Source organism: Candidatus Rhodoblastus alkanivorans (assembly GCF_022760755.1).
Taxonomy (GTDB): Bacteria; Pseudomonadota; Alphaproteobacteria; order Rhizobiales; family Beijerinckiaceae; genus Rhodoblastus; species Rhodoblastus alkanivorans.
Genome location: NZ_JAIVFP010000001.1, coordinates 641,071 through 656,528 on the forward strand (window position 1 = coordinate 641,071; position 15,458 = coordinate 656,528).

Sequence of the window (15,458 nt, forward strand, 5' to 3'; positions counted from 1 at the left end):
AGTGGCGCGCGCGTGGCGGTGCAGCAGTTAAGAGCCGAATGGCCACAAAGTCGAAGCGAGTGCTGAAAGGCGTCGTTTTCCTGAGCTAAGTCGGTGATGCAAGGCCGCTTGAAACCCAATTAGGTCCTGCTCAGCCGCGGCAAGCTTGCCGATCGGCAGGAAATGTCCGATCACCCACGAATCCACATACTGTTGCAGCCGCCAATCCGCCCCTTGCTTGACGAAGGCGAGCGCGAAGGGCCAATCAACAGCGTGATGCGCGGTCAGGCGGTCCAACAGCAAAGCCGTCGCGCGCATCGCCTTCAGGGGCATCACGTCCTTGCCGCTCCATAACCCTCCGAGGAACGTTGAAGCGACAGTCATGTGCGACCTCATGTCTGCGTTCTTGGTGGCGATGAACGCGGTCACGGGACGAAATCGATCGAGGGTTTCGGTATTGTCGGCGTGAAGGACGTTAGAGAGAGTTTCGGGATCGAGCGATAAATGGCTGTGCCGGCGCCAAGCGAGTTTCACTGCGGCGTCTGCGTATCGCTCACGCGAAATCATTCCCTGATCGCGCGCGAAAGCGAGCACCGGCTGGAGCCAGGTTCCCCTGGCGGCGACAGCGCCTTCGGTGATCTGGCGATAGTACATGTCTTCGGCCAGCAGCACGTAGCCATCGGCGGCGAGATTGGCCGCGTCGAGGATATGCGATCCAAAGCTTTCGGTCAGAAGAACCGCTATTTCTGTCGGCGCATCCGGCGCGGCGTTGGGCGCAACCTGGCAAACCGACTCGATCTTTTGTATCTGCTCTCCGATGAAGCGATGACGCGCCTCGATGTCCTCCTTTGTGAATTCCTGTCTGAAATATTGCCCATTGTGCCATGCGATGGTCATCGCGCGTTCTGCCGGGCGGGCGTCTTTCTCATGAATTATGCGAAGCTCGTCGAGCGCGGATTGCGGCACCGTGAGCCTTCCAAACACGGCTGCGAGCACATCGAGAATATCCATCGTCGCCGCAGTCCAAGCGGTATATGTATCGAGAACAGCGCCGCATTCGCGCTGCCGCACGATGACGTCGAGCGCCGCAAGCCGCTCAGGTTCGGTTCCGACGCACACCTCGATATTGCGGTCGAGCGTCCTGACGTAATCCGCGAAACTGATCGCATCTCCGCCGAGAGCGGCGGCGGCAACGGCCATCGGGAGATGCTGAATCAGATAGAGGTCGGCGAGCTGCCTATTGGCCTCGGACGCCCGTCGCACCTCGTCAAGCGCCGGTTGGATGTCTCCCTCTCGGATTGAAAATTTATATATGCCCTTCGACTCCGGAAACCGGGTCTGAAAATTCTCCATCACGTCGTGCAATGCATGCAGATACTTGTGCTTGATTTCGGCAACCCGCCATGTCGTATCGCCGCCGACGGCCTTTCTCTGCTCGAAGCAGGCGTTGACCTCTAGGCCGATCGCGGCTGCGGCGATCGGATGTTTTGGATTTAGGATACCGTCCGCTGGACGATCGACGCTGTCTTCAATGATGAATCGAAATGTTTCTCCATTGACGCCCTCCAATCGGACCCAGGCGTCCACACCGACCCGGGTTATTGGCGGGATGACGCGCGAGTCCGGATCGGCCATCAACAGGCCAAAGTAGCGAAGCGCCGCGTCGGGGTCGTTCGGCGCATGTGTCAAAGTCTCGTAGGCAAAAGCGAGGGCGCGCTCCTTTTGGCCCGCCATGTGCAGCGCCTGGGCCAAATACATTTTCTGGCCTGGCGTTCCTTGGAGCGTGGCGAGATCTAGAGTTTCTAGGATTGGTCGAATCTTCTCCGCCTGTTCCGTTCGACGAAGGATGGCGAAAAGCGCGAGATAGTTGGTGAGGCTGGGACTGCTGTCGATCGCTCTGCGAAGACTAGCCTCCGCCTGTTTCAACGCGCCGCGATTGAAATGCATAAGCCCGGCAGCGTGAAGGTAGAATGGCAGAGTCCCTATCGATTGCGGCAACCGTTCGAAAAAGCGAATGGCCCGTTTGCGAACCGGTTGGTCGTTGACGAGGGCCGTCGCGAGGGTTCGAAGCTCATGGCTGTCGCACTCCTCTCCGACATGACCGTCCAGCAAATCGGCCACAGATTTCCAGTCGTTGCGTTTTGCGGCGTGCATCGCGACCATGAGGCGGGGCGCGATATGACTGTCTGCGTCGACCTTCCTTAGCGCATTCTGATAGGCTTCTTCGGCGATTGTCTCGTGACCGAGCATCATGGAGAAGTCGGCAGCAACGATGCTCGCTCTTGGGTCACAAGATACATTGGCAACAACCGCGCGAAGTTGCGCTTCGGCATCCTCGCCGGTGTCGGTTTTCAGTTCAGCCAGCCGGGCCGCTGTCATGACGAGCGTACGCTCGACCTCCGGGATCTCGCCCGCATGCGCGCGGCAAATCTCAGCGACCTTCGCCCAATCGTTGTGTTGTGCGTAAAAACGAAAAGCAAGAATCACGGCTTCCGGGCCTGGCGGCAGCTTCGGCAAGAGCTCTCGTGCCAAATCGTCGTTGCGGCCATCTATCGCAGCCGCCATGGCTCTCCCGACGAGATCGCGGTCATCTGGCGCGATGGCCAGTCCTTGCCGAGCGATCTCGACGACTCGCGTAAGGTCTTCCAACGCGAAGAAAGCGACCACGAGGTTGCTACAGAGGGCGATGTGTTCGGGTCGAACGCTTGCTTCGCCCGAACGCGCCTTATCCCAAAGTGCGAGCAGCAGATCCGCCGCCGCCGAGATCCGGCCGCGCTCGCCGGGACGGAACAAACCTGTCTGCTGAAACTGCGGATCACGCAGGATCTGATCGAGGTCAGCTTCGGCAGCGAATTGCCGGGTAAGAGGGTCATCGGGGTGGGTGGCGACGGCCTCGCGGGCGGCCTGCCACCAATCGAGCCCTCGGCCTCGGTGCTGCAAAAAAAGAATTCGGCCGATGGCGACTGGGGCCGATGTCTTGACATGGTCGGGCAACAGGGCCAGCGGTTCCTCGATCGTGCCGTCGAAGCGCGCCGCCTGAACGAGATAGCCTGCAACGCCGTCATTTGTCGGATCGGCGCGCAGGGCGACCTTGCCAAATTCCAGGAGCTCGCGCCAGTTTCCTTGTAGGAGCAGCGACAAGGCTTTGTTGGCGACGGCCTTCGGCTCGGTCGGCGCGTGGTCATAGGCATCGGCGAGAACCTGAGTCGCTTTGGAGTCGTCGCCCAACGCAAGGAGGCAGCTCGCAATATTGGCCTTGATGCGAAACAATATCCTGCCGGACGCCGAAAACGCGACGCGGTCAAGAAGTCTCTCCAGGAGCGGCAGCGCTGTGCGTGGCTTGCCGGCATTCGCCAGGTCGCGAAACTCGTCAATTTCTGCGTCGAGGTGAGCTTCGAGCGCGTTCGCCACGACGGTGGCGTCGCCAGGAAGCGCGGGTAAAGCCGCTTCAATCCGCGCCAGAGAGGAATTGATCGTCGAAAATCCTACGGCGAAATCGGTTTGGAAGCTGACCTGCAAGCCGACGCCTTCAGTCACCTTATCGAGAATTTGCTCGCTGAAGACGCCGTGACTGGGATCGAAAGCCTTGCGAGCGGCGGCATGTTCGCTGATGCGCTCCTCGAGCGTGTTCCAGCCCCAGACATGAATTAGGAGGCGTCGACCTTTCGCCATCAGATCAACCGCCAACTCGCGAGCCAGCTGTTGCAGGTCGACGTCGTCTGGCGACGTGGTGACGATGAAGTATTCACGTAGTTGGGGATTAAACGTGAGAGCGTTGTCGAGCTCGTCTCGAACCTCCTTCTCCGAGAGCTCGTGGCCGGCGCCCTTGAGTTTGCATTGGACGCCGACGAGATGGGTCGGATCGCCATTTCTTATCCCCACCAGGTCGACGCCATTTTGACGTTGGCCTCTGCGACCATGGCGCGAAACGTTCGGATCGCCGAGAAGACAGCGAAACAGCACAACCGAACCCCGCTCGAACGCTTGTTCGTCGGCAGGCTTGGGAATCTGTGTCGCGGCAAGTGCAGACATTGATGCAAAACCGATCAAAACATGAGGTTAGGATCGTCGGGAGACTGAGAGAGCAGGGCAGGGACGCGGCTGTGGTGAGAAATCCAGGTTTGGGTATGTGGCGAGATCCAGCCTGCGACTTGCAGGATCGAGGCATAGTCCTTGGCCAAATGGCGATCGAGAACTGGCTCGTGATGGGCGATTCGATTGCGGAACGTTCGCAAATAATCCAGCGGGGCGTGCGCATTTTTGCGATTGATCTTGACGAAACGGAATGCGCGATACAGCGCCGGCCGCCAGAGAGTCATTTCGTAATTGGCCTTGCCGAATCCAGAAAGCCGACCGCCAGCCCCCAACAGCCCGACCCAGAAGCCGAACGACAACGCGGCCACCATGTGCGGCGGGTCGTCGACATATCGATCGCGCAGAAGATCGGCCCGCGCCGCTGCGATCCGCGCTTGCGTTCCCGCATCGAGGTCACAGGCTGAATTGTCGTACCAGTCAGCGCCGTATTTAGCGCTCAGCTCGCGGTGCACGGCATTACGAAGGGCGACCTCCAGACCTTGCAATGGTCCATAGAAGGCGGCGCTGACCGCCGTATTCCAGGTGTATAGGCGCAGTGCTCTTTCGCGGTCGCCGCCGGTGCGGCACAGATAAGCAGTCATCCGCTCCGGCGACAGGGACGTCTCCAGGGCGTCGAGCATCGCATCCGTGTAGGAGAAGGCGCCCTTGACTACTGGTTCGTTTGAACTCATATTGGCCCCGTAAGCCCTGGATACGCCTCTGCCTCTGGCATGCGCCCGGGGCTCAGCTTTTTGTGGAGCCGGCGCCGCGGCCGGATTGCTCAGGCAGAGACCGCTTTGACGGGCGGCGGCCTATAACCTCGCTTCGAAACGGCTTTGCGCGCCGCCTTGTTGGCTTCCTCCACTTCGCGGAATTCAGGCTCGAGGCTCTGCAGGCGCTTCACCAGTCCGGAAAGATCATAAGTATTGCTAAGCTTTCCTCCGTTGCTGGCCCGGCGTTCGATGCGCCTGACGAGGCCTTCCTGTTCAAGTTCGGCAATGTATCTTTGAACCTGTCGCTCGCTGAGGCTGAGGCGTTGCGAGAGCGTTTCTTTGCTGGGGAAAGGTTTACGTTCCTTGTCCCACCAAAAATCGCAAAGCTGCAGCAAGACGGCCAGCTGCGTCGGGTTCAGGTTCAATCGTCGCTGGGCGCGCAGCAGGAGCGATGGAACGAGACAGAAGCCAAGATCCATCACCGCCTGCCCCCATTTTTCGGCTGACGCCTTATTCGTCGTCCTCATCGCCGCCGCGGGAATCGTCGCATCTGCCGATTGTTGCGCGTTTTCGTCCATGGTAGTCTCGCTTCGTTGGCTGTGCAGACAACAAATGCAGGTGTTTGAGCTCTATCGCAAGGATAGATGACAAGTCATAAATGTCCCATGGGTGGAGACGTATCCGACTGGTGGACACCAGTCAAGCCCGACCTATAAAGTGTGATATATCGTCTAACCGCAGACGAAGGCGTATCGCACATAAACGAGTAGTAGCTCGACACCGGTCGGCGATGTCCGCTGGGGGTAGCGATTCACGCTCAATGTCGACGATGCCGCGACCGGTCAGAAAGGAATGTCATCGTCGAGGTCGCCATAAAAGCCAGGAGCGGGCGTGGCGGCCGGCGGGTCAGCCTGCCCGGCGACAGCCTCTTCGGCAGGCACGGATTGCGGCACGACTGACGGTTGCGCAGCGTTCGCTAGCAGATTGGCTGCAGCAGCCTCGGCCCTCGCACGCCGCGTCTTCCAAAAGCTTTGAAATTCCGGCCCCTTCGAGTTCGGAGGATATTCGGGTGGATGAATGAACAACGGCACCGGCGCCGGAATGTCCGGACCGATCACCACCGCTTCCCCCGGGGCCAACATCGGAACGAACTGCGCGGCACTGCGATCGAGATCGCCGCAAGCGCGCTCGACCGTCTCCCGGTCCTGGTCGTTCGTGAGACGATGCACAAACAGTGTGCCGAGTTGACTCATCACATTCTGCGGAATGTCGCGCGGGCGCTGTGTGGCGAGGACGCAGGTCAATCCGTATTTGCGGCCTTCCTTGGCGATCAGCCCAAAGGAATCGAGATTTACGCTGCCGTAGTCGTCACCGACCGAGCGGCCGAGAAACTGATGAGCCTCGTCGAGGAACACCACCAGCGGTGATGTCCTGAAGGCGCCAGCACGCGCCTCCGCCAGCAGGAACCGGCCGATGACGTTCAGTAGAATTTCTCGCGTGTTATGCTCGAAACGCACGTCTTTGAACGAGATGACGGCGAGATCTTTCCTGTCGTCGGCCAGAAAAGCGCGTAGCTCCGCGACGAGTGAGGTGCCGTTGGTTCGGAAGATGCACTCAAGCTCGCGCGAGCCCAGAAGGGTGTTTATCCGCGCGATCAACGACTCGCAATAACCTATCGAGTTCTGATCGGTGTTGCCGAACGCACCTGCATTATTCTGCGCGCTGCCCCATACACACTCGTTCTTCACCTGCTCGGCGAGATTGGCGATGTCAAAATCGCAGGCTGGCGCGTGAAGCTGCGCGGCATGAGCGTGGAGTGCGGTGAAGTAGGGTGCACGCTGGCGACCGGCTTTTTCGATTAGGCCATTGTTGATGACGAGCCCCGCCGGCACCGCCCCGGCCACCGCCGCGACGAGCTTGAGGCTCTTGATCGCTTCGCGGAGGCGCGGTCCTTGGCTCTGTCCCGATGGCCTGAACAGCGAGAACAGATCGTCTTCGGTCACTTCGCGATAGGGAAAGTGGACGAGTTTGGCCGCCCCGACGGGGGCATCGAAGACAAACACATCATCGACATTGCCCATATCGGCAAATTCGCCGGTAGGGTCGAGAATGATCGCCCTCCCACCTGCCTTCTTGAGTTGCTGCACCAGTGTAGCGACCGTCCAACTCTTGGCGCCACCCGTCGCGCCGAAAACACCGCAATGTCGGCCGAAGATCTTTTCGGGTGGAAGGCAAACGTCAACACCATCGGCAGCGTCGATGCGGCCGACGCTCAGAACCCGACTCGAATTTCAATTCTGACTGGCTTTTGCCCTCGCCAGCCTTCGCATGAGAAGGAAAGCCAGGGCCAATTGCAGCCACGCGAGGGCGGATTCGATGGTCGCCTCGAAGTCTTTTGACAGACGGCGCGCGCGATTGATCCAACCGAGCGTCCTTTCGACGACCCAGCGTTTCGGCAGCACCGTAAATCCTTTCACCTCTTTATCGGTTCGCTTGACGACGGTGATGGAAATGCGGCTCGCCTCGAAGGCTGCGCGCTTGGCTTCATCACCCTGATAACCCCCGTCGACGAAGGACATTTTCACCCACGGGCTCTTGCGATGCACGGCCTTCAGCAACGGCGCGAGAGCGTCGCGGTCCTGCACGTCGGCGGTCGTGATCTGGCATTCGATGGGCAGACCGATCGTGTCGACGGCGAGATGGCGCTTGCGCCCCTTGACCTTCTTGCCCGCATCGAAACCACGGGGGCCGCCGGCTTCCGTCGTCTTGACAGATTGGCTGTCGACGACGACAGCCGTCGGCGCGGCCTCACGGCTTTCCGCTTCGCGGGCGTCCATCACGAGAACGCTGATGATTTGCGCCCACACGCCGCTGTCGCGCCACGCGTAGAAGCGGTTTTGCACGGTCGTGAACGGCGGAAAATCCTTCGGCAGATATCGCCATGGGCAGCCGCAGCGGATCAAATAAAACAAGGCGTTGAGAATGATCTGGGCATCTGTCGGCTTGCGTCCGCGCCGTTTGGGCGGCGGCAACAGCGGCGAAATCAGCGCCAGTTCGGCCTCCGACATATCGCTTGAATAGCGCGCCCGAATGACTTCATACTTCGCGCGATCGGCCTCGCTCCACGGCATCGCGAATCTCCCAAAGTTGTTGCAAACCAAGGGAATCAAGGGCCGCGAGGCCGGTCAACCAATTTCAGGTCAGGCTCTCAGCGTCAGTTCTTCCTCGTCAGCGACGGCATTTCGGATCAGCGTGGCAAGCTGACTCGGCTCTGCGAGATAAACACCGTCCCCGATTCGCGGAAATTCTGGCAGCCCGCGACGTAGTCGGTTCGAGCGCTGTTCGACCGCCGCCAGTAACTGTACCCGACCGATCGGATTGGTAATACCGGCCTTCCCGAGCGTCGGCTCGACTGTCAGGCGTTCGGCGTCGGGAATCTTCGTCTCAACGATCCGGCCGAGGATTTGAAACCGCTCGCAATCGACGAACACGAAATCACCCACCGCGCCGAGCGCAAGTCCGCGCCGCTCGGGGGCGGCGGCGGCATTTGGAAGATTAACATACACATGTGAAGCCGTAGCCTGCGTGACCGTCCCTATATAGCGATCGGGGTTGATCGGATTGATGCGGGTCACGCCACGCCGTCCATGCCGTCTCGAAGCGACCGGATGCGCTGCATGTGTCGTTCCCGATCGGTCTCGCCGATCAGATCAGGGAGAGCAGATACCAGATCTTGGAAGCGTCCGTTGATCAGGTGGATGCGAGCATCGCCGCCCGCGACCATCCGCTTAAATGTTTGAAGAAAGGGGTTCGTTGGGTCTGCTACTTCGGTCATCGACTGCGTCCCCTCGGCAAGGTTGTCAGCGGGCACAAACGCAGGATCACAGATGACGAGGCGGAGCGACATATTGGCTTCGATGGCCGACAGGATTGGCCGGCTGATATGGTCGTCATTGAAGCCGAACCCCGAGATCAGGACTGCCGTGTCCGGCTCGCGCAACGCGGCTTGGAATGAGCCGATCATATCGAGATACGGCACCTCGAAGCTCTCCTGATATTTGCTTGAGCGCGGATAGATTAGGACCGGTTTGCCCTCTGGCCCGCGCGATCGAAAAATGTCCGCCGCCTGCCTACGCCAATCCAGCGAGCCGTGCAGCTTGTAGAGGTGAAACACATTCTCGATGTAATCGGGCGCGTCTCGCAAGCCCGACCTCCGCACGATGTCGAACTCGAAATGGCTTCTGTCGTAGACTTGGTCCATCCCGTGCGAGAAGCCATCAATGATCGTGAAGCGATGGCGCCGCGCTGCTTCCTCGAAGCACAGGTCATAATTCGTTGTGAACAGCTTCATCCGCGCTTTGCGCACACCGCGGCGGCCGATCTTCTGAATGAGCCCGGCATGCGCGTCCAGAATGGTCGTCTGGTCAACGAAATTAACACGCGCTAGGATTGCCTTTTCCGCTGCCTCCACGAAATTGTGGACTTTCTTGTAGGTCTCGTCCTCGATCGCAGTCTCGTGCAACTCGAGATAGAGTTTACATAAGGTGAGCAGGCGCTCGATATTGTCATCAATCTTCGCGCTAGCGAAGGTGTCGCACACCTCTTTGAATGCTGCGGCTCCGACCTCTGACTCGACTGCCTGCCATACGTCTCACATGCCCGCCGGAGTCAGCTTCTCTGCCGTGTTCGTCGCGGCGAAGGAGGAGCCCGTGCCTGTGAGAACTGCCACGTTTGTTGCATTCAGGATGTTGAGCAAGCTGCTCTCGATGGCGCGCTGCGTTCCAGAGTCCTCGATCCGATTGCCTTCTGCGTTCATCTTGTCCTTGAACGCGCGCCAGCCATCTCCTGGAACGAAGAGCCGCAAATTCGCGGCATCGGCCGCCCGATCCTTCCAATAGGTCATCCGCCCAAACCCGCCTACTTTCGCCCCATCCAGATCTAGCAGATTTTGCAAGCGACAGCAGCGGTCAAGTCGATCTTATCCCGGCCATGCCCGGCTTTATGCGAATGGGGTAGCTGACGATCAAATCTAACCGACACGCGGAGAGTCCCCAACGAACGGCGACGACGGGAGCTGCGGCCCCCTCTCAGCACCGTGACCGCCGTCATCGGACATAGGACCGAGCAGGAACGACCGGCTCTGCGACCAAGAGATTCATTGCGGGCGATCTCAGCCCAGTCTTGCAACATTCAATATACGAGCTAATGTATATTATGCCGCCTTTCATCGCGGCCGAATCTCCCTCGTGATCGAGCAACGATCCTCCCATGGCGCCCGTACGAAAGCCCCTCCCCGCCGATCATTCGATCCTTAACGAAATGCTGGCCATTCGGCTGCAGCAGCTCGAACTTGAGAACGGCGGCATGGAGGCGTTCCAGCCGAAGACCGGCATCGCGCGCGGCACCTATTATACGATCGTGCGCGGCCTCGGGAATCCGACCTTCAAGACGATGGAGCGGATCGCATCTAGCCTCAATATGAGCGTTCTCGAACTTCTCGGCTTTGAGGTCGACGACGCGCGTCGGGCGCTGAAGAAGAGTGGCGTCGACTACGACGACCTGTCTGCGGCGATCTGCAAGAAGAACCAAGCCGATCGGCGCGTCGCCCGGCAGGCGCGCTCGCGGAAGGTTGGGGGATAGCGGCGAGCCGACGTGCCGTCAGCGGAGCAGCCCCGGCGCCGACGCAACGTGTTAGACTTCAACGATGGCAAAACGCGATATCGCCTATCTTCTCGCTACCGGCGCCGGCGCTCCGACGTCGCATCCGGGCATGCAGAGCTTTCGCGCGATGGCGGAATCGATTGGGGCGGTCGTCCCATTCGACTACTCCTACGCGCTTGAAGGTCGGAACAGCCCCGACCGACTACCCAAGCTCATCGAATCCCACTGGGCCGCGCTCGCGGCACTGCGCGAAAGACACGCCGGCCCGATCGTGCTGGTCGGCAAGAGCATGGGCGGACGCGTTGGCTGTCACGTCGCTTTGGCCGAGCCTGTCTTGCCTTGTCTTCGTCGCACACCTTCGTTCAGGGAAGAGCCGTTCCGCGGCGGCTGTCCAGTCGCGGCAGCGACCGCAGCGCAGCGGAGCGGGCCCGTAGCCGGACCGCGCTTCCCCATAGCGCCGCAGGGACGGCGGAGGGCCTGTGGTCAGGCGCCGCGCGTGGGCGGCAGGCGTCCCGCCTTCTTCAGATGTTCGTAAAGGATGCGATCGACGATGCGCAACGGTTGCGTCCGCTCCTCCGCGGCCATTTGACGAATGACGAGGTCGATCGGGTCGGGGAGCCGCAGGGCGTAGGGCCGCGACGACGACCGTTCGCCATAGGCGTCGAACGGATTGCGTCCGCTGTCCGCCTTGGATCGGCCGGCGCGCGCCGGCGGCTCAAGATTTTGTGCCCTGCCGTCTTTTCGCAGCGGAGCGGGCGTCGGCGAAATGGGGCGATCGTCATAGTCCGGCGTGACGATGACCGGCTTCACGGGGGGAGCCGCTGTCGTGTCCGCCGCCGCGCGTTGGGCGCGGAACGCATCGCGCGGCAGGGCGGGGCGGTCGGGCTTTTTGTCTTGCGCAGGATCGCTCATGCGGCGGCGCCGCCCTGTTCGGCGCCTTGGCTCGCGGCGAGAAGCTCGCGCACGACCTGGTCGGCGTTATAGCGGGCCTTGCGAATGGATTCGTCCTTGTCGTTCATCTGATAGAGCGTGCCGTGGCCGCTCGTCATGGTGCGATAGGTGACGCGCCGGTAAAGCGCGTTAGCGCAGACCGGCACGCGCTCGGCGTCGAAATAGGCGAGGACCTCGCGTAGCGGCCGCGTGTTGCGGTCGAGGCTGTCATATTCGTTGAAGAGCACGCGGTGCTGGCTCATCGGCAATTTCGATTCGGCCGCATGCCGCTCGAGGCTGCGAATCGTGCGGACCACCTGAGTGGCGTCAAACGTGTGCGCCTTGCAGGGCAGGACGACGAGGTCGGCGCGCAGGGCCGACTGTGTCAGCGCGCCGCCGTAATAGCCGGGCGTGTCGACGACGACGACATCGTAAGCGTCGAGGCGTTCGATCGCTTGGGCAAGAGTTTTGTCGTCCGGCGCGCGCACCAGATCGATCCCGTTGGGGCTCATGCCGCGCGCCACCGACGAGGCGTGCCATTGATAGGCGGAGCCTTGCGGATCGGCGTCGATGATGGCGACGGAATAGGAGTGCTTGGCGAATTCGCCGGCGAGGATGATGGCGACAGTGGTCTTGCCGCTGCCGCCTTTCGGGTTGGCGATGGCGAAGATGCTCGGCATGGGGGCCCTCGGGGTTAATGCGGCAATGCCGCAATGAGCGAATAACAACATACAATAAAATGAACATACGGCAATGCCGCTTTGCGGCGTTCCGGCTTCGCCTTAAGTGGGCATTGCCGCAATGCATCGATGCAGCATTCCCGCCATGCGGCGTTGCGGGAAGGCGGTGTTGCCGTCGTTCGGCATTTCATCGTTGACGCCCTTCACCAATGACGAAATGCGGCAGTGCATGGATACGGGATTCCCGCGATGCGGCATCACGAAAGTACGGTATTTCTGCCTTTCGGCTTTGCGGCATCGTCGCATTTCATCAGTGTCGAAATGCGGTAATGCGGCATTGCGTAAGCAGCGTTGGCCGCGCGTTGATCCGAAGGTCTTGCGCAATCGCGCCTGAGGACGGCTGCGCGGGGGCGCTTCGCGCCGAACGGCCGTTGATTTCATGAGGACTGCTTTGGTGGCCGTGGCCGCCCTTCATTCGCAGCGTTTTAATAGTCAGTATATTGGATATTATTTGACAAGATACCGGTTTGTGGGCCACAACCGGGAAGACTGCTCGACGCAGCCAGGGCGCTGACGCGCCAGCGCCGCCGATAAGGCGACGAAAACGGGCATCCAATGTAACGGCGCGGGTTCTGCGACCTGCGCGGCGTTCGCCGTGAAAGGGGAGGGGCGTTGGCCGGGTCGAGCGCACAGCGGCGGAAGAAACCGCGGCTGCGGACGGAATTGTCCGAGGCCGACGAACGACGCCTGGCCGAGGCAGTGGCTTTGTTCGGCTTGCCCAAGGCCGAAGTCGTGCGCCGGCTGATCCGCGCCTCCGTCCAGGCCGGGCCGGCGCTGTCGGCCGAGAACACGCGCGCCGTGGTGGAGTTGGCGAGCCAGGTGCGGATGGTCGGCCGCAACCTGGCGCAGGTCCTCAAAGCGATCCATCGCGGCCAGGCCGTGCGTCTCGAAGACACCGAGGCGGTCTGGCGCGGGCTGCATGAGGTCGTCGCGGCGATCAATGACGAACTCACCGAAATGACCGTCGCCTATGGCTCGAAGCTGCGCCGCGAGGCGCAGCTGACGCTGCGCGAGGAGGCCGAATGAGCCAAGCCGCGCAGATCGACTGGTGGCTCGCGCAGGTCGAAGTGAGCCGGCGCGCGGTCCTGTCGGGACGGGACGAGCGCCGACGGCTGCGGCCGTCGGGCCCGCTCGATGACGCGCCTTGGGCGCGCCGCGCGCAGGCGACACGGACGATGGAGGCTCCGGCCAGCGAGGCCGGCGTCGAGGGCAGGACGATCACCGGCGCCCGAGACGACGAACGCCGCCGCGGCCTGCCTGCAGCTTCTGGAGGCGGCGGGGCGACGGGCGGGACAGGTGATCCGCGAGCGGAAAGCGCGCCGATCGCCGGCGACTTATCCGGTGGCGGTGGAAAGAGCGGCGGCGCACTCGGCCGGGCGAGAAAACTCGCCGCCGGCTACCAGCCCGCCGTCATCAAAGTCGTTTCCTATGCGCGCGGCGCGGCCCGGGCGACGGCGACCGGGCAATATGTGCAGCGCGACGACGTTGCCCTCGAATCCCATGACGGGCGCATGCTGGAGGACCGCGACGCGGTCGCCGAAGAAATCAAGGCCTGGTCGGCGAGTTTCTCCAGGCGGGCGGAGAGTCAGGACGTCGTGGCGCTGCGGCTGAAGTTGACCGGTGTTTCCAATACGCCCGAGGGCCGGGCGGTTTACGAAATGGCGGTCGCCGCCGGATTCGAGGGGCATCGTCACGCCTGGCGCATCGACGCCTCGCCTTCGGGCGAAATCGAGGCGCGCGTGGTCGTCGCGACGGCCGGCGCGCCGAAGGAGAGGTTCCGCGTCCGCGAGGAGCGGTTCGACGCCGAGGGGGACGGATTTGCGCGCCGTCGCCTCGATGGCAAATCCGAAGCGGCCATCAAGGCGCGCATCGAAGCCGCGACGAACTCCGCGCCGCAGGCGATCGCCGTCATCCCCGGCGCCCCCGGGCACGGCCGGGACGGGGTCGTCGACCGGCTGACTAGGCTCGTCGAAAAAGGCGCGGCGGCCGACGACCGCGGCGAGGCGATCGCAAGCCCGGGCGACATTCGCTTGGCCGCGCGGCAATGGGGCCCGTCGCTGCGCTCGCAATCATCGCGCGACACGATGCATCTGATCATTTCGGCGAAGGCCGGGACCGACGTTTCGGCGCTGACCAACGCCGCGCGCGCCTTCCTGCACGACCGCTTCGCCGACCATAAATTCATGTTCGGCGTCCATACCGACAAGGAGGCCGACGGGCACATCCACGCCCATGCGGTCATCACGGTCAGGAACGAATCTGGCCAAAAAATCCATCCGAACCGCGACACGTTTCGCGATTGGCGCGAATCTTACGCCGAGCACGCGCAGGCGCAGGGGCTCAAGATCGTCGCGACTTCGGCGAAGGAGCGGGCGTCGTCGCAGAGCTACGGCCCGAAGGACAAGGCGATCGTTGACGCCGCCGAGCGGCCGCGGCCGCGGCCGGCGCGCGAGGCGCGCGACCGCGCCTACGCCGCCGATCCCGCCAATCGATGCTTGATCGACAACGCCCGCCAGCGCATCCGCATTGCGCGGACCAATCCGATCCGGCTGCCGGCGTCGGAACCGGACCGGCGCGCCGTCAGCGAAAGCGTTTCGGCCTGGGCGGCGGTCGCGCGGGAAAACCCCGAAAACGCCGCCGCCCGAGACATGCACGATCGCTTGAGCCTCGCGCAGACGATCGGCGGCATCCTGCACGCGATCGAGAACCGCGTCGCCTATTTTGCCAAGGAGGACCAGGACATGGCGATCACGTCGGAGCAGATGACGAAGGATCTGCGCTTGATGAACGAGGCGGTTTCGCGCACCGCCGATCTTCTCGACGGCGAGACCAAACTGCAGTTTCGCGAGCGGTCGGCGCGCTATCTCGAAACGCTCGCCAACCGCGTCGACCTGCAACGGGCGCAGGAGCGCGGCGCCCAAGAGCTTTCGCGCGCCGAAGTCGAAAGAATCGCCGGCGCGAACGCCGACCGCCTGATCGAGCGCGTCGAGGCGATCCGCGCGAAAGAGGAGCGGGAGGCGGCGGAGGCGCGGCGGCTCGCCGATCGCGCGATCGAGGCCGAGCGCCGCCAGGAGGGAAGGGGCGGGGTCGATCCCGAGTCGCAGCGCGAAACCCGCGCCGATCGGGCGATCGTCGCCGGCGCGCAGCAGGCGGCGGCGCGAGAGGCTGCCGCGGCGCGAGAGGCGGCGAATGTTCTCGCCGATCATCCGGCGCGGCCTTTGCCGCAGGCGTCGGTCGAGTCCGACGCGCTGGCGAAGCTTCGCGCCGAGCAGGAAAAGGTCTTGCGCGACATCGAGGGCGAGGGCGCCGAGGCGCAGACCAACAAGGGTCAACGCATGGGGTGATGCGACCGCCGGCGGAA

The 15,458-nt window shown here is 62.2% G+C and carries 15 protein-coding genes; 4 read left to right on the plus strand and 11 right to left on the minus strand.

Annotation, left to right across the window (positions count from 1 at the left end):
* Positions 1–27: 27 nt before the first annotated feature.
* The 8 genes from K2U94_RS03000 to K2U94_RS03035 all read right to left on the minus strand — a co-directional run bounded on the left by K2U94_RS03000 (position 28) and on the right by K2U94_RS03035 (position 9,669).
* Entirely contained in the window at positions 28–4,011 is a 3,984-nt protein-coding gene (locus K2U94_RS03000) for a tetratricopeptide repeat protein (RefSeq protein ID WP_243065789.1), read from the minus strand.
* Positions 4,012–4,025: 14 nt separating this feature from the next.
* Complete coding sequence (locus K2U94_RS03005; RefSeq protein WP_243065790.1) at positions 4,026–4,745, minus strand: Abi family protein; 720 nt, start codon at positions 4,743–4,745, stop codon at positions 4,026–4,028.
* Between the two features lie 89 nt (positions 4,746–4,834).
* Positions 4,835–5,344: a helix-turn-helix domain-containing protein gene (locus K2U94_RS03010; RefSeq protein WP_243065791.1), complete on the minus strand. Its 510-nt coding sequence runs from the start codon at positions 5,342–5,344 to the stop codon at positions 4,835–4,837.
* 264 nt (positions 5,345–5,608) lie between these two features.
* The gene (locus tag K2U94_RS03015; RefSeq protein ID WP_252393717.1) at positions 5,609–7,042 is read right to left on the minus strand and encodes an ATP-binding protein; all 1,434 of its coding nucleotides are present in this window, start codon (positions 7,040–7,042) and stop codon (positions 5,609–5,611) included.
* 15 nt (positions 7,043–7,057) lie between these two features.
* The gene (locus K2U94_RS03020) at positions 7,058–7,897 is read right to left on the minus strand and encodes an IS5 family transposase (protein WP_243065792.1); all 840 of its coding nucleotides are present in this window, start codon (positions 7,895–7,897) and stop codon (positions 7,058–7,060) included.
* Between the two features lie 69 nt (positions 7,898–7,966).
* On the minus strand, positions 7,967–8,401 hold the full coding sequence (locus tag K2U94_RS03025; RefSeq protein ID WP_243065793.1) for a hypothetical protein: 435 nt from the start codon (positions 8,399–8,401) through the stop codon (positions 7,967–7,969).
* Complete coding sequence (locus K2U94_RS03030) at positions 8,398–9,366, minus strand: SIR2 family protein (protein ID WP_243065794.1); 969 nt, start codon at positions 9,364–9,366, stop codon at positions 8,398–8,400. The genes K2U94_RS03025 and K2U94_RS03030 overlap by 4 nt, the downstream gene beginning before the upstream one ends.
* A 51-nt stretch (positions 9,367–9,417) precedes the next feature.
* The gene (locus K2U94_RS03035) at positions 9,418–9,669 is read right to left on the minus strand and encodes a hypothetical protein (RefSeq protein ID WP_243065795.1); all 252 of its coding nucleotides are present in this window, start codon (positions 9,667–9,669) and stop codon (positions 9,418–9,420) included.
* 365 nt (positions 9,670–10,034) lie between these two features.
* Here K2U94_RS03035 and K2U94_RS03040 point away from each other — a divergent pair, with 365 nt between their 5' ends.
* The gene (locus K2U94_RS03040) at positions 10,035–10,406 is read left to right on the plus strand and encodes a helix-turn-helix domain-containing protein (protein WP_243065796.1); all 372 of its coding nucleotides are present in this window, start codon (positions 10,035–10,037) and stop codon (positions 10,404–10,406) included.
* Between the two features lie 64 nt (positions 10,407–10,470).
* A complete protein-coding gene (locus tag K2U94_RS20725) occupies positions 10,471–10,962 on the plus strand; it encodes an alpha/beta family hydrolase (protein WP_369334844.1) in 492 nt (163 codons plus the stop codon).
* Here K2U94_RS20725 and K2U94_RS03045 read toward each other — a convergent pair.
* The 3 genes from K2U94_RS03045 to K2U94_RS03055 form a co-directional block, all read right to left on the minus strand.
* Positions 10,911–11,339 (minus strand): hypothetical protein, encoded by a 429-nt coding sequence (locus K2U94_RS03045; RefSeq protein WP_243065797.1) that lies wholly within the window; start codon positions 11,337–11,339, stop codon positions 10,911–10,913. The genes K2U94_RS20725 and K2U94_RS03045 overlap by 52 nt on opposite strands.
* Positions 11,336–12,037 (minus strand): ParA family protein, encoded by a 702-nt coding sequence (locus tag K2U94_RS03050; protein WP_243065798.1) that lies wholly within the window; start codon positions 12,035–12,037, stop codon positions 11,336–11,338. Before K2U94_RS03050 ends, K2U94_RS03045 begins: the two co-directional genes overlap by 4 nt.
* 102 nt (positions 12,038–12,139) lie before the next feature.
* On the minus strand, positions 12,140–12,478 hold the full coding sequence (locus tag K2U94_RS03055) for a hypothetical protein (protein ID WP_243065799.1): 339 nt from the start codon (positions 12,476–12,478) through the stop codon (positions 12,140–12,142).
* Positions 12,479–12,760: 282 nt separating this feature from the next.
* On the opposite strand from K2U94_RS03055, the gene K2U94_RS03060 reads away from it, so the two are divergent.
* Together K2U94_RS03060 and K2U94_RS03065 are read left to right on the plus strand one after the other, a co-directional pair.
* Positions 12,761–13,123, plus strand: coding sequence for a hypothetical protein (locus tag K2U94_RS03060; protein WP_425332501.1), 363 nt, complete (start codon positions 12,761–12,763; stop codon positions 13,121–13,123).
* Complete coding sequence (locus tag K2U94_RS03065) at positions 13,120–15,441, plus strand: relaxase/mobilization nuclease domain-containing protein (RefSeq protein ID WP_243065801.1); 2,322 nt, start codon at positions 13,120–13,122, stop codon at positions 15,439–15,441. Before K2U94_RS03060 ends, K2U94_RS03065 begins: the two co-directional genes overlap by 4 nt.
* Positions 15,442–15,458: the final 17 nt, after the last annotated feature.